Source organism: Streptococcus mitis (assembly GCF_946190375.1).
GTDB lineage: Bacteria > Bacillota > Bacilli > Lactobacillales > Streptococcaceae > Streptococcus > Streptococcus mitis_CJ.
This window is the reverse complement of record NZ_CAMIAF010000025.1, coordinates 1-12,425: the sequence shown is the minus strand read 5'-3', so window position 1 is coordinate 12,425 and position 12,425 is coordinate 1. Positions and strand designations below refer to the sequence as shown.

Annotated in this window: 14 protein-coding genes and 1 pseudogene; 12 read left to right on the top strand and 3 right to left on the bottom strand. The window is 40.6% G+C overall.

Features of this window, described 5'->3' with window-relative positions; all coding sequences use genetic code 11:
- Positions 1 to 13: 13 nt before the first annotated feature.
- The 3 genes and pseudogenes from N8M09_RS10150 to deoD form a co-directional block, all read left to right on the top strand.
- Positions 14 to 250: pseudogene (locus N8M09_RS10150) on the top strand (phosphorylase family protein); the annotation flags it as partial.
- A gap of 13 nt (positions 251 to 263) precedes the next feature.
- A complete protein-coding gene (locus tag N8M09_RS10145; protein ID WP_261065076.1) occupies positions 264 to 977 on the top strand; it encodes a LemA family protein in 714 nt (237 codons plus the stop codon).
- Positions 978 to 1,230: 253 nt separating this feature from the next.
- Entirely contained in the window at positions 1,231 to 1,941 is a 711-nt protein-coding gene (gene deoD / locus N8M09_RS10140; RefSeq protein WP_004237758.1) for a purine-nucleoside phosphorylase, read from the top strand.
- Positions 1,942 to 1,966: 25 nt separating this feature from the next.
- Here deoD and N8M09_RS10135 read toward each other — a convergent pair whose 3' ends face one another.
- From N8M09_RS10135 to coaA, 3 genes are all read right to left on the bottom strand, one after another.
- The gene (locus tag N8M09_RS10135; protein WP_261065075.1) at positions 1,967 to 2,491 is read right to left on the bottom strand and encodes a DNA topology modulation protein; all 525 of its coding nucleotides are present in this window, start codon (positions 2,489 to 2,491) and stop codon (positions 1,967 to 1,969) included.
- Positions 2,492 to 2,543: 52 nt separating this feature from the next.
- A complete protein-coding gene (gene rpsT / locus N8M09_RS10130; protein ID WP_001274000.1) occupies positions 2,544 to 2,780 on the bottom strand; it encodes a 30S ribosomal protein S20 in 237 nt (78 codons plus the stop codon).
- A gap of 67 nt (positions 2,781 to 2,847) precedes the next feature.
- Positions 2,848 to 3,768, bottom strand: a complete 921-nt coding sequence (gene coaA / locus N8M09_RS10125; protein ID WP_261065074.1) for a type I pantothenate kinase — start codon at positions 3,766 to 3,768, stop codon at positions 2,848 to 2,850.
- Positions 3,769 to 3,958: 190 nt separating this feature from the next.
- On the opposite strand from coaA, the gene N8M09_RS10120 reads away from it, so the two are divergent.
- The 9 genes from N8M09_RS10120 (at position 3,959) to N8M09_RS10080 (ending at position 12,327) form a co-directional block, all read left to right on the top strand.
- Positions 3,959 to 4,360, top strand: a complete 402-nt coding sequence (locus tag N8M09_RS10120) for a hypothetical protein (RefSeq protein WP_261065073.1) — start codon at positions 3,959 to 3,961, stop codon at positions 4,358 to 4,360.
- Between the two features lie 213 nt (positions 4,361 to 4,573).
- Complete coding sequence (locus N8M09_RS10115) at positions 4,574 to 5,164, top strand: class I SAM-dependent methyltransferase (RefSeq protein ID WP_314726068.1); 591 nt, start codon at positions 4,574 to 4,576, stop codon at positions 5,162 to 5,164.
- Positions 5,161 to 6,438, top strand: coding sequence for a pyrimidine-nucleoside phosphorylase (locus N8M09_RS10110; protein WP_261065072.1), 1,278 nt, complete (start codon positions 5,161 to 5,163; stop codon positions 6,436 to 6,438). Before N8M09_RS10115 ends, N8M09_RS10110 begins: the two co-directional genes overlap by 4 nt.
- Before the next feature lie 19 nt (positions 6,439 to 6,457).
- Positions 6,458 to 7,120 carry a deoxyribose-phosphate aldolase gene (deoC, locus tag N8M09_RS10105; protein WP_261065071.1) on the top strand — a complete coding sequence of 221 codons (663 nt, stop codon included), beginning with the start codon at positions 6,458 to 6,460 and terminating at the stop codon, positions 7,118 to 7,120.
- Positions 7,107 to 7,496: a cytidine deaminase gene (locus tag N8M09_RS10100; protein ID WP_261065070.1), complete on the top strand. Its 390-nt coding sequence runs from the start codon at positions 7,107 to 7,109 to the stop codon at positions 7,494 to 7,496. The genes deoC and N8M09_RS10100 overlap by 14 nt, the downstream gene beginning before the upstream one ends.
- 89 nt (positions 7,497 to 7,585) lie before the next feature.
- On the top strand, positions 7,586 to 8,638 hold the full coding sequence (locus N8M09_RS10095) for a BMP family lipoprotein (protein WP_261065069.1): 1,053 nt from the start codon (positions 7,586 to 7,588) through the stop codon (positions 8,636 to 8,638).
- Positions 8,639 to 8,781: 143 nt separating this feature from the next.
- A complete protein-coding gene (locus N8M09_RS10090) occupies positions 8,782 to 10,317 on the top strand; it encodes an ABC transporter ATP-binding protein (RefSeq protein WP_261065068.1) in 1,536 nt (511 codons plus the stop codon).
- Positions 10,310 to 11,368, top strand: coding sequence for an ABC transporter permease (locus N8M09_RS10085; protein WP_033683459.1), 1,059 nt, complete (start codon positions 10,310 to 10,312; stop codon positions 11,366 to 11,368). Before N8M09_RS10090 ends, N8M09_RS10085 begins: the two co-directional genes overlap by 8 nt.
- A gap of 2 nt (positions 11,369 to 11,370) precedes the next feature.
- Entirely contained in the window at positions 11,371 to 12,327 is a 957-nt protein-coding gene (locus N8M09_RS10080; RefSeq protein ID WP_000029124.1) for an ABC transporter permease, read from the top strand.
- Positions 12,328 to 12,425: the final 98 nt, after the last annotated feature.

Sequence of the window (12,425 nt, the reverse complement as noted above, 5' to 3'; positions counted from 1 at the left end):
TGTTCTAATTTGAACACGAGTAGCAATTCGTACCTATAAGATGCTTGGAACAGATGTGGTCGGAATGTCAACTGCTCCTGAAGTTATTGTTGTAGCCTACTCAGGTTTGAAACTTCTAGGAATTTTATGTATTACTAACTATACTACTGGTTTTAAAGAAGAGCTCAACCATGAAGAAGTGGTAGAAGTGACCGAACGTGTCAAAGGTGACTTCAAAGGCTTGCTAAAAGCCATTCTAGCTGAATTATAAAAGGGGAAAATTGATGTCAAATTTAATGAATAATCCATTATTTCGTATCATTCGTGGAGTTTTTATAGTTGTTCTCCTAACTATTGTTTGGTTGATTATATTTTCTGCTATAGATACAAGTGGTAGTGAAATAGACTATGAACCGTTTCAAGGAGCATCTATCGTATTTGCAGTTTTAAGCTATATCATAATAGTCTTTCTATTTCAATACCATAAAGTTGTTAACTTAAAAGAGTTAATTAAATCCTCATATAGTGCAATTGAAATTAAAGAACAGTATGTGGAAAAGTTAATCGTACAACTTCGTGAATTGACCGATAAAATTGTTGACCATGAGTTAAAAATGTCTGTTAGGAAAAATGTTTCAGAATTGTTGGAAGAAAAAAAGTCTGTTAACAATTTTACAAACGATGAAAATCAAGCCAATCATTCAGAATCTAAGCGTAAATTTTATGGTGAATCTGGAAATACTTCAAAACACGAATACTCTACTAAAATGGAGGAGACGAAGAATAAAATTATTGAGGAAATTGAAAGAGATACAAGTGTTACCGCGGATCAAAGTATAAAGGATCTGATTGCTGAGATTAAGGAGTCAGAAGTGTTAGTTGCTAATCAAAAATTACACTATAATGAAATGGTATCGCAATACAACAAAGCAATTTACACTTTGCCATTTGCATTTTTAAGAACAACTTTAGGTCATTCAGAAAAAAATTATTTATAATATTTAACAAAATCACTCAGACTAAAATATAGTCAAAAAAAGTAAAACAAGGAAAGGTAGAGCATGTGTTCAGATTTGAACACGAGCGGAAATCTTTTCTAAAAAAATACTCACAGAAAGGAAGGGTTAACCGTATTCGCTGAACTGAATACGGGCGGAGAACTGTGTAAAAAAGATAAACTGTCTAGTATCATTGATGCTTCGTCAGTTTCCTATTTTTCCTTTGTTCTCTGTCGCCCTTTATATCTTAAACATGTCTATCCATATTGCTGCTCAGCAGGGTGAAATTGCTGATAAAATTCTTCTTCCTGGGGATCCTCTTCGTGCTAAGTTTATTGCGGAGAATTTCCTTGAAGATGCTGTTTGTTTTAACGAAGTGCGTAACATGTTTGGTTACACTGGTACTTACAAGGGTCACCGTGTATCTGTCATGGGAACTGGGATGGGAATGCCATCTATTTCGATTTATGCGCGTGAATTGATTGTTGATTACGGTGTGAAGAAATTGATCCGTGTGGGAACAGCAGGTTCATTGAATGAAAATGTTCACGTCCGTGAATTAGTTTTGGCGCAGGCAGCGGCAACCAACTCTAACATCATCCGCAATGACTGGCCACAGTATGATTTCCCACAAATCGCTAGCTTTGACTTGCTAGATAAGGCTTATCATATCGCAAAAGAACTTGGCATGACTACTCACGTGGGAAATGTCTTGTCTTCTGATGTCTTTTATTCAAACTATTTTGAAAAGAACATCGAGCTTGGTAAATGGGGAGTTAAAGCTGTAGAAATGGAAGCAGCAGCACTTTACTATCTGGCAGCCCAACACCATGTTGATGCGCTAGCTATTATGACCATCTCTGATAGTTTGGTCAATCCAGATGAAGACACGACTGCAGAAGAACGTCAAAATACCTTCACTGATATGATGAAGGTTGGTTTGGAAACCTTGATTGCAGAATAATTATAGCAAAAAAGGAAGCCCTTCTTTATGAATTGGAGGACTTCCTTTTCTTATCCAGAAATTGATCTATCTCTTTTTGTGATCTGAGGATGACCACTTTATCTGGATAGATTTCTTGAACCCACTTATAGCGCTCCTTAGCGGATTTGCTCCGCCCATCCCAGAGAATCCATCGAATAAACTCCCAATTAAATTGTTCTTGACAACCAGCTGCCATACTTTCTCTGACCTTGCCTCGGTATGTGAGATACCGTTTAAAGGCTCGAAAGAGACAGGTCAATGGAGAAAAGTTGAGAAAGATGATTTGGTCAGCTTCCTGCATTCTTTCCTCGTAATAGCACCAAGAATAATTCCCATCAATGACCCAAGCTTCATGCTTGGTGAGAAAGTTTTTCATCTTGGTTAACATCCAGTCGCGGTCACTGTCTTGCCAACCAGGTTGAAATTGGAGTGTGTCCATGTGCAGTTTTGGAATGGAGTAGTAGTTAGATAACTTTTCTGCTAGCGTTGACTTACCAGCACCAGAATATCCGATAATTGCGATTTTCATTTTCTACCTTTTCCTATTTGGAGACAAAAAAACAGCCTCTATGGACTGTTTCTTATTTAGCAAGTTTAGCTGAAAGACGAGCTTTGTCGCGGCTTGCTTTGTTTTTGTGAATCAAACCTTTAGTTTCTGCTTTATCGATAGCTGAGCTAGCAGCACGGAAAAGTTCTTCAGATGGGTTTGCTTCGAAAGCTTTGATAGCAGTACGCATAGCTGATTTTTGAGCTGAGTTCTTTTCGTTTTGTTTAACGTTCAATTCAGCGCGTTTGATAGCTGATTTAATGTTTGCCAATGTTCTTACCTCCATATTTACTAACTATACCATTATATCTGAAAACTTACGTTTTGACAAGGGAAAATTACTTTTTTAAGTAAATTTCATCGATTTCATGGTTCTTGCTTTTATGAAGAATCACTTCCGCACGATTTCTGGTCGGTTCAATATAATTTTGTAGATTTGTGAGATTGATACTGGTCCAGACCTGATGGGCAAAGGATTCCACTTCCCCAATAGGCATTTGAGTAAAACGATAATAGTAGCTATCAGGGTCGTTTTGGGCTAGGCTCAGCATCTTCAAGAAACGGTCCAGATACCAACTCTCGATGTCATTCACTGCAGCATCAACATAGATGGAAAAGTCGAAGAAGTCGGTGATATAGAGACGTTCGTTTTGTGGATTTTGAAAAACGTTAATCCCTTCGACAATGACAAAGTCAGCTGCTTTGACGTTTTGTTTTTCCTCAGGAACGATGTCGTAGACTTCATGAGAATAGACAGGAATATCTACATCTTGTCCATTTTTGATGTGATCCAGGAAGTTGAGAAGAGCTTCCATATCATAGCTTTCAGGAAATCCCTTACGATTTAAAATCCCTTGTTCAATCAAGGCCTGGTTGGGATAGAGAAAGCCGTCAGTTGTTACCAACTCAACCGTAGCATCTGTAAGGGTACGGGACAGTAGGATTTGAAGTAGGCGACTGGTTGTGGATTTTCCAACGGCAACACTCCCAGAAACCCCAATGATAAAAGGCTGGGATTTGCTTTCACGTTGAAGGAAAATTCCTTTTGAAAAGGCCAAATCATCCTTGGTACGTTTGTAAATCTGGATGAGATGGGCTAGGGGTAGATAGACATCGGTAACATCCTGCAAGCTAATCTGGTCATTAAAACTCTTGATGGATTCTAATTCCTCTTCTGTCAAAGGAGGTGTTGTCTTTCGATGTAACGATTGCCAAGTCTGGCGGCTGATTTTTTCAAAATGTAAAAATTCGTTGGTCATTTGTTTTCCCCTAGATATTTTGTTTATCATACCATAAAAAGCTAAAAAAATAAAGCGGTTTCTTGATGATAGTAAGCCAATATCGTATAATAGAGGTTGACCAATTTATTGATGAAGTAGGAGCTACTTTCTCCTGATTTATAAGCTAATAAAGGGGGCTTTGAGGGTTACAACTTATAGGAGGTGTACTATGAGAATCTTAAAACGTTACATATTGGAACTTTGTTTTATTTTAAGTTTTGCACTACCTTTTATAAAAGGGGCGAATGCGGATAATGGTAGACGCTTTGTGGAAATCTATTACGGTTTTACTTTTTTGATGGAACATGCTATTGTAACAGCTATCTTTATCTGTTCGCTCTTGATTGCTTGCCTACTAAAAAAACGGTGGACGAAATGGCTTGCTGCTGGTAGTTATCTATTTTTGATTTTGTGGATTGCTACAGAGGGTTATTTCTTCCGCATGTCGCTAGAAGATTTGATACGCCTTTGGACAAGTTTGGAAATCTTGACACAAACTTATCAGTTGGGCTTTTATCTAAACATCTTATTGGGAATCCTGTTGATGATTAAGCATTTGAAGGTTAAGTAATAGTAATCAAAATTCTTCTGATGATAGACAATAAATTTGTTGTTTTATCCTGACTGTGATACCTTATAGCTCCCAATGACTTGTCATTCGTTTCCAATAATTGAAAGAGATTGAAGAAAATGTTTTACTTACTAGCTTTCTTCAGTCTTTTTCGTTTTATTATCAATTTGTAAACGATTTACAATTTAAGGCAAATTATGGTAAAATAGTGTCATGAGTAAAATGTATTATGCAGAAAATCCTGACGCTGCTCACGACATTCATGAGTTGAGAGTGGACTTGTTGGGAGAAAAAATGACCTTTTTGACAGATGCGGGTGTTTTTAGCAAGAAAATGATTGATTTTGGAAGTCAACTCTTGCTCAAGTGTCTTGAGGTCAACCAAGGAGAAACTGTCCTTGATGTAGGGTGTGGTTATGGGCCTTTGGGCTTATCCTTGGCTAAGGCTTATGGGGTTCAGGCGACCATGGTTGATATCAATAATCGTGCCTTGGATTTGGCGCGACAAAATGCTGAACGAAATAAAGTAGAAGCGACGATTTTCCAGTCCAATATTTATGAACAAGTGGAAGGCAAATTTGACCATGTCATTTCCAACCCCCCTATCCGTGCAGGTAAGCAAGTGGTTCATGAAATCATTGAGAAAAGCAAAGATTTCTTGGAAACTGGTGGGGATTTGACTATCGTTATCCAGAAAAAACAAGGGGCTCCAAGCGCCAAGTCAAAGATGGAGGAAGTGTTTGGTAATTGTGAAATCGTCAAAAAAGATAAGGGATACTATATCCTTAGAAGTGTGAAAGAATGAGAGCAGTTGATTTAATCCAAAAGAAACGAGATGGTCAAGAACTGACTTCGAGTGAAATTGAATGGCTAGTAGAATGCTATGTATCAGGAACTGTTCCTGATTATCAGATGTCTGCCTTTGCTATGGCTGTTTATTTTAAAGGAATGACGACACGAGAAATCTCTGACCTAACTATGAAAATGGTTCAGACAGGCCAAGAGTTTGATTTATCAGCTATTGATGGGGTTAAGGTTGACAAGCATTCTACAGGTGGTGTTGGTGATAAGGTGACCTTGATTTTAGCTCCTCTTGTTGCTAGCTTCGGTGTACCTGTGGCAAAAATGAGTGGTCGTGGTCTCGGCCATACAGGCGGAACAATTGATAAATTGGAGTCCATTAAGGGCTATCAAGTGGAACGCAGTCAAGAGGATTTTATTCGTCAGGTGCAGGAGATTGGAGTATCTGTCATTGGGCAATCAGACCAGTTGGTTAAAGCTGACAAGCTTCTCTATGCCCTTCGTGATGTGACCGCAACTGTAGACACGATTCCTTTGATTGCGAGTTCGGTGATGAGCAAGAAAATTGCGGCAGGGGCGGATGCTATTTTGCTAGACGTGACTGTCGGTGAGGGTGCCTTCATGAAGACGGTTGATGAGGCGCGTGAATTGGCTCAAACCATGGTGGAACTTGGTAAGGCTGTTGGTCGGAAGACGGTAGCAGTGATTACGGATATGAGTCAGCCCTTGGGACGAGCGATTGGAAATCGTCTGGAGATTCTTGAAGCATTGGAGATTTTACAAGGGCAAGGCCGTCAGGATATTACCCACTTCATTTGTGAATTGGCTCAAATTATGCTTGGCCTGGCAAATGTAAATAAAACAGTTGAAGAAGTTCGTCAACATCTTGAAAATGGCCAAGCGCTGGCTAAGTTTGAGGAGATGGTCCAAGCCCAAGGTGGAGACTTGGAAGACCTCTATCGTCCTGTAAATATAGCCCATGTGGTGGAAATCCCTGCTCAGGAAACGGGTGTCATTTCAGCTCTTCCAGCTATGGAATTTGGTCTTTATGCCATGAGACTGGGGGCTGGCCGTGCAGTTAAGTCTGATTCCTTGGACTATGAAACAGGAATTGTTTTTGAAAAGAAAGTTGGAGATTCCGTTCAAAAGGGGGAAATTGTTGCAAAAGCATACACAAATGGAAAAATTTCTCCTCAGCTAGTTACAGATTTTCAAAAATATGTTAAAATAAATGATAGGGTGCAAAGTTTACGAGAAATTATAGAAATTATCTCATAAACCTCAGGAGAATCCGAATATGAAATTAAATAAATATATCGATCATACGCTTTTAAAACAAGATGCAACAGAAAATCAAATTGATTGTTTGTTGTCTGAGTCTAGGGAGTATGATTTTGCCAGTGTTTGCGTTAATCCGACCTGGGTTGAACATGCTAAAAATGGGCTTGAAGGCTCTGATGTCAAGATCTGCACAGTAGTAGGTTTCCCTTTGGGAGCAACAACTTCAGCCGTGAAAGCTTTTGAAACCAAAGAAGCTATCCAAAATGGTGCAGATGAGATCGATATGGTGATCAATGTTGGAGCTCTCAAATCAGGTAATCTTGATTTGGTTGAGTCAGATATTCGCGCAGTAGTGGAAGCAAGTGGTGACAAGTTAGTGAAAGTCATTATTGAAGCTTGCCTTCTGACAGACCAAGAAAAAGTTGTGGCTTGTCAATTAGCCCAAAAAGCGGGAGCTGACTTTGTCAAAACATCTACTGGTTTTTCAACTGGTGGTGCGACGATAGCAGATGTTACATTAATGCGTGAAACAGTTGGACCTGATATGGGTGTCAAGGCTGCTGGTGGAGCTCGTTCTTATGCAGATGCTCTTGCTTTTGTGGAAGCGGGTGCGACCCGTATCGGAACGTCAGCTGGGGTAGCCATTTTAAAAGGAGAATTAGCAGATGGCGACTACTGAGTTGATTGAACTAGCAATTGAAACCAGCAAGAAGGCCTATGTGCCCTATTCTCACTTTCCAGTTGCTGCTGTTCTAGTGGCGAAAGATGGTAGTATTTATACTGGTGTCAATATCGAGAATGCTAGTTATTCTTTGACCAACTGTGGAGAACGTACAGCGATTTTTAAAGCAGTGTCCGAAGGACAAAGAGAGTTTTCAGAATTGATTGTCTATGGTCAGACTGAAAAACCAATTTCACCATGTGGTGCTTGTCGCCAAGTGATGGCTGAATTTTTTGAACAAGATCTAAAAGTGACCTTAGTCGCAAAAGATAAATCGACGGTCGAGATGACGGTCGGGGAATTACTTCCATACTCTTTTACGGACTTAAACTAGTCTGAGTCGCTCTCTGAGTGGCACGGTCCTTGTGGCCAACAAATCCATACTTGCAACATCGTTGCACATCTTATTTAGGAGGTTCAGTAATGAACAAGAAACAATGCCTAGGCCTTGGTCTAGTTGCAGTGGCAGCAGTTGGACTTGCTGCATGTGGTAACCGCTCTTCTCGTAACGCAGCTTCATCTTCTGATGTGAAGACAAAAGCAGCAATCGTCACTGATACTGGTGGTGTTGATGACAAATCATTCAACCAATCAGCTTGGGAAGGTTTGCAAGACTGGGGTAAAGAACACAATCTTTCAAAAGATAAAGGTTTCACTTACTTCCAATCAACAAGTGAAGCTGACTATGCTAACAACTTGCAACAAGCTGCTGGAAGCTACAACCTAATCTTCGGTGTTGGTTTTGCCCTTCACAATGCAGTTAAAGATGCAGCAGAAGAGCACACTGATTTGAACTATGTTTTGATTGATGATGTGATTAAAGATAAAAAGAATGTTGCTAGTGTAACATTTGCTGATAATGAATCTGCTTACCTCGCAGGTGTGGCTGCAGCAAAAACAACTAAGACAAAACAAGTTGGTTTTGTAGGTGGTATGGAGTCAGAAGTTATCTCTCGTTTTGAAGCTGGTTTCAAGGCAGGTGTTGCCTCGGTAGATTCATCTATCAAAGTACAAGTTGACTATGCTGGTTCATTTGGTGATAATGCCAAAGGTAAAACAATTGCAGCGGCACAATACGCAGCTGGTGCAGACGTTGTTTACCAAGTAGCTGGTGGTACAGGTGCAGGTGTCTTTGCAGAAGCAAAATCACTTAACGAAAGCCGTCCTGAAAATGAAAAAGTTTGGGTTATCGGTGTTGACCGTGACCAAGAAGCAGAAGGTAAATACACTTCTAAAGATGGTAAAGAATCAAACTTTGTTCTTGTATCTACTTTGAAACAAGTTGGTACAACTGTAAAAGATATTGCTAACAAGGCAGAAAAAGGTGAATTCCCTGGCGGTCAAGTGATTGTTTACTCATTGAAAGATAAAGGGGTTGACTTGGTAGTGACAAACCTTTCAGAAGAAGGTAAAAAAGCTGTCGAAGATGCTAAAGCTAAAATCCTTGATGGAAGCGTAAAAGTTCCTGCAAAATAATGGATGGAAGTCATTTCTTAGGAAGCGGCCCTCGGCCGCTTTTTTAAGAATTGAGACAAAGTCATTTTGTCTCAGTAAAGCTTGCTACTAGACAAACTAGCAAGTTTTATTGAAATAAAATAAGACTCTGAAAGGAAGAGCACATGGCACACGAAAATGTCATTGAGATGCGTGATATTACCAAGGTGTTTGGTGAATTTGTTGCCAACGACAAAATCAACCTGCACCTACGAAAAGGTGAAATTCATGCACTTTTAGGAGAAAATGGGGCTGGTAAGTCCACGCTCATGAACATGTTAGCAGGGCTTCTTGAACCAACCAGTGGTGAAATTATGGTCAACGGTCAAGTTGTCAACCTCGACTCACCATCTAAAGCAGCTAGCTTGGGAATCGGAATGGTTCACCAGCACTTTATGTTGGTAGAAGCCTTCACAGTGGCTGAAAACATCATTTTAGGTAGTGAATTGACTAAAAATGGTGTGCTAGATATCGCTGGAGCTAGCAAAGAAATCAAGGCTCTTTCTGAACGTTATGGCTTAGCTGTGGATCCTTATGCCAAGGTGGCGGATATCTCAGTTGGAGCCCAACAACGTGTAGAAATTTTGAAAACCCTTTATCGGGGGGCTGATATCCTTATCTTTGACGAACCAACGGCTGTTTTGACTCCATCAGAAATTGATGAGTTGATGGCTATTATGAAAAATCTTGTCAAAGAAGGCAAATCAATTATCTTGATTACCCATAAGTTGGATGAAATTCGCGCAGTTTCTGACCGTGTTACAGTTATCCGTCGTGGGAAATCGATTGAAACTGTCGAAATTGCAGGAGCTACCAATGCTGATTTGGCAGAAATGATGGTGGGACGTTCTGTTTCCTTTAAAACTGAGAAACAAGCCTCTCAACCAAAAGAAATGGTCTTGTCTATTAAAGACTTGGTGGTCAATGAAAACCGCGGTGTTCCAGCTGTTAAAAATCTGTCCTTGGATGTTCGTTCTGGAGAGATTGTTGGTATTGCAGGGATTGATGGAAATGGTCAGTCTGAACTCATTCAAGCCATCACAGGACTTCGCAAGGTTGAATCTGGAAGTATAGAGCTAAAAGGAGATTCAATTGTAGGCTTGCACCCACGTCAGATTACAGAGTTGAGTGTGGGGCACGTTCCAGAAGACCGTCACCGTGATGGTTTGATTTTGGAAATGATGATTTCTGAAAATATTGCCCTTCAAACCTACTACAAAGAACCACATAGTAAAAATGGAATTTTGAACTATTCAAATATTACTTCTTATGCTAAAAAGCTAATGGAAGAGTTTGATGTTCGTGCTGCCAGTGAATTTGTTCCTGCAGCTGCACTCTCAGGAGGAAATCAACAAAAAGCAATTATCGCTCGTGAAATTGATCGTGATCCTGATCTCCTTATCGTCAGCCAGCCAACTCGTGGTTTGGATGTCGGTGCCATTGAATATATCCACAAACGCTTGATTGAAGAGCGTGATAATGGGAAGGCTGTCCTTGTTGTCAGCTTTGAATTGGATGAAATTTTAAACGTCTCAGACCGTATTGCCGTTATCCACGATGGTAAGATTCAAGGTATTGTATCACCAGAAACAACCAATAAACAAGAACTTGGTGTCTTGATGGCTGGTGGAAACTTGGGAAAGGAGAAGAGTGATGTCTAAAAAATTACAACAAATTTCGGTTCCCTTGATTTCTGTATTTCTAGGAATTTTACTCGGAGCCATTGTCATGTGGATCTTCGGTTATGATGCTATTTGGGGCTACGAAGAATTGTTCTATACAGCCTTCGGTAGTCTGCGTGGGATTGGAGAAATCTTCCGTGCTATGGGACCTTTGGTCTTGATTGGTCTTGGTTTTGCTGTTGCCAGTCGTGCAGGTTTCTTTAACGTCGGGCTTCCTGGTCAGGCTTTGGCAGGTTGGATTCTCAGTGGTTGGTTTGCCCTGTCGCATCCAGATATGCCCCGTCCCTTGATGATTCTAGCAACTATCGTGATTGCCTTGATTGCTGGTGGGATTGTCGGCGCGATTCCAGGTATTCTTAGAGCCTATCTAGGGACGTCAGAGGTCATTGTGACCATCATGATGAACTACATCGTCTTGTATGTAGGAAATGCCTTTATCCATGCCTTCCCTAAAGACTTCATGCAAAGTACAGATTCGACCATTCGTGTTGGGGCTAATGCAACCTACCAGACACCTTGGTTGGCTGAGTTGACTGGTAACTCGCGGATGAATATTGGTATTTTCTTTGCTCTCATTGCTGTCGCAGTTATTTGGTTCATGCTCAAGAAAACAACCCTTGGTTTTGAAATTCGTGCGGTTGGTCTTAATCCACATGCTTCAGAATATGCTGGTATTTCTGCCAAACGGACGATTATTCTCTCAATGATTATTTCAGGTGCCTTGGCAGGTCTTGGTGGAGCTGTTGAAGGACTTGGAACCTTCCAGAACGTCTATGTTCAAGGGGCATCATTAGCTGTCGGGTTTAACGGGATGGCGGTTAGTCTGCTTGCGGCCAACTCACCAATTGGTATTCTCTTTGCAGCCTTCCTATTTGGTGTTCTCCAAGTTGGAGCCCCTGGTATGAATGCGGCACAGGTACCATCTGAGCTTGTCAGCATTGTAACAGCGTCTATTATCTTCTTTGTCAGTGTTCATTACCTTATCGAACGCTTTGTCAAACCTAAAAAACAAGTTAAAGGAGGTAAGTAAAGATGTCTATTACAACCTTGCTCACCCTCTTGGTGTCTTCTATGCTGATTTACTCAGCACCCCTCATCTTTACAAGTATTGGCGGTGTTTTCTCTGAACGTGGTGGTGTCGTAAACGTCGGCCTTGAAGGAATTATGGTTATGGGTGCCTTTTCTGGAGTTGTCTTTAACCTTGAATTTGCAGAACAATTTGGAGCAGCAACTCCATGGCTATCCTTGCTTGTAGCAGGATTGGTTGGTGGTCTCTTCTCTATCATACACGCAGCAGCGACGGTTCATTTCCGTGCAGACCATGTTGTCAGCGGTACGGTATTGAACTTGATGGCGCCTGCCTTGGCTGTTTTCTTGGTGAAAGTGCTTTATAATAAAGGACAAACCGACAACCTAAGTCAGACTTTTGGACGCTTTGATTTCCCAGTCTTGGCAAATATTCCAGTTATCGGTGATATTTTCTTCAAGTCAACTAGTCTACTTGGTTATCTAGCGATTGCCTTCTCTTTCCTTGCTTGGTTTATCCTCTTCAAGACTCGATTTGGTCTTCGTCTCCGCTCTGTCGGTGAACATCCTCAAGCAGCAGATACTTTGGGAATCAATGTCTACAAAATGAGATATTTAGGGGTTATTATTTCAGGTTTCCTAGGTGGAATTGGCGGAGCGATTTATGCTCAATCCATCTCAGTTAACTTCTCAGTGACAACTATTGTTGGACCTGGATTTATCGCTCTTGCTGCGATGATTTTCGGAAAATGGAATCCAATCGGAGCCATGCTTTCTAGTCTCTTCTTTGGGCTTTCACAAAGTTTGGCTGTTATCGGTTCTCAATTGCCGTTCCTACAAGGAGTGCCTGCGGTTTATCTTCAAATCGCACCTTATGTTTTGACCATTCTTGTCTTGGCAGCCTTCTTTGGAAAAGCAGTCGCACCAAAAGCAGATGGTATCAACTATATCAAATCAAAATAAGCATACAAAAAACGTCAGTTCTGTACTGACCCCAAAAAGTTAGACAATTAATTTATCCGAAGGATTTAGTTCTGTATTGCACAGGGCTAAGTCCTTTT

Excerpts from the sequence above, each read along its gene's own strand:
- N8M09_RS10145 (WP_261065076.1), top strand. The coding sequence starts at position 264 with ATGTCAAATTTAATGAATAATCCATTATTTCGTATCATTCGTGGAGTT.
- deoD (WP_004237758.1), top strand. The coding sequence starts at position 1,231 with ATGTCTATCCATATTGCTGCTCAGCAGGGTGAAATTGCTGATAAAATT.
- N8M09_RS10135 (WP_261065075.1), bottom strand. The coding sequence starts at position 2,491 with ATGAAAATCGCAATTATCGGATATTCTGGTGCTGGTAAGTCAACGCTA.
- coaA (WP_261065074.1), bottom strand. The coding sequence starts at position 3,768 with ATGACCAACGAATTTTTACATTTTGAAAAAATCAGCCGCCAGACTTGG.
- N8M09_RS10120 (WP_261065073.1), top strand. The coding sequence starts at position 3,959 with ATGAGAATCTTAAAACGTTACATATTGGAACTTTGTTTTATTTTAAGT.
- N8M09_RS10115 (WP_314726068.1), top strand. The coding sequence starts at position 4,574 with ATGAGTAAAATGTATTATGCAGAAAATCCTGACGCTGCTCACGACATT.
- N8M09_RS10110 (WP_261065072.1), top strand. The coding sequence starts at position 5,161 with ATGAGAGCAGTTGATTTAATCCAAAAGAAACGAGATGGTCAAGAACTG.
- deoC (WP_261065071.1), top strand. The coding sequence starts at position 6,458 with ATGAAATTAAATAAATATATCGATCATACGCTTTTAAAACAAGATGCA.
- N8M09_RS10100 (WP_261065070.1), top strand. The coding sequence starts at position 7,107 with ATGGCGACTACTGAGTTGATTGAACTAGCAATTGAAACCAGCAAGAAG.
- N8M09_RS10095 (WP_261065069.1), top strand. The coding sequence starts at position 7,586 with ATGAACAAGAAACAATGCCTAGGCCTTGGTCTAGTTGCAGTGGCAGCA.
- N8M09_RS10090 (WP_261065068.1), top strand. The coding sequence starts at position 8,782 with ATGGCACACGAAAATGTCATTGAGATGCGTGATATTACCAAGGTGTTT.
- N8M09_RS10085 (WP_033683459.1), top strand. The coding sequence starts at position 10,310 with ATGTCTAAAAAATTACAACAAATTTCGGTTCCCTTGATTTCTGTATTT.
- N8M09_RS10080 (WP_000029124.1), top strand. The coding sequence starts at position 11,371 with ATGTCTATTACAACCTTGCTCACCCTCTTGGTGTCTTCTATGCTGATT.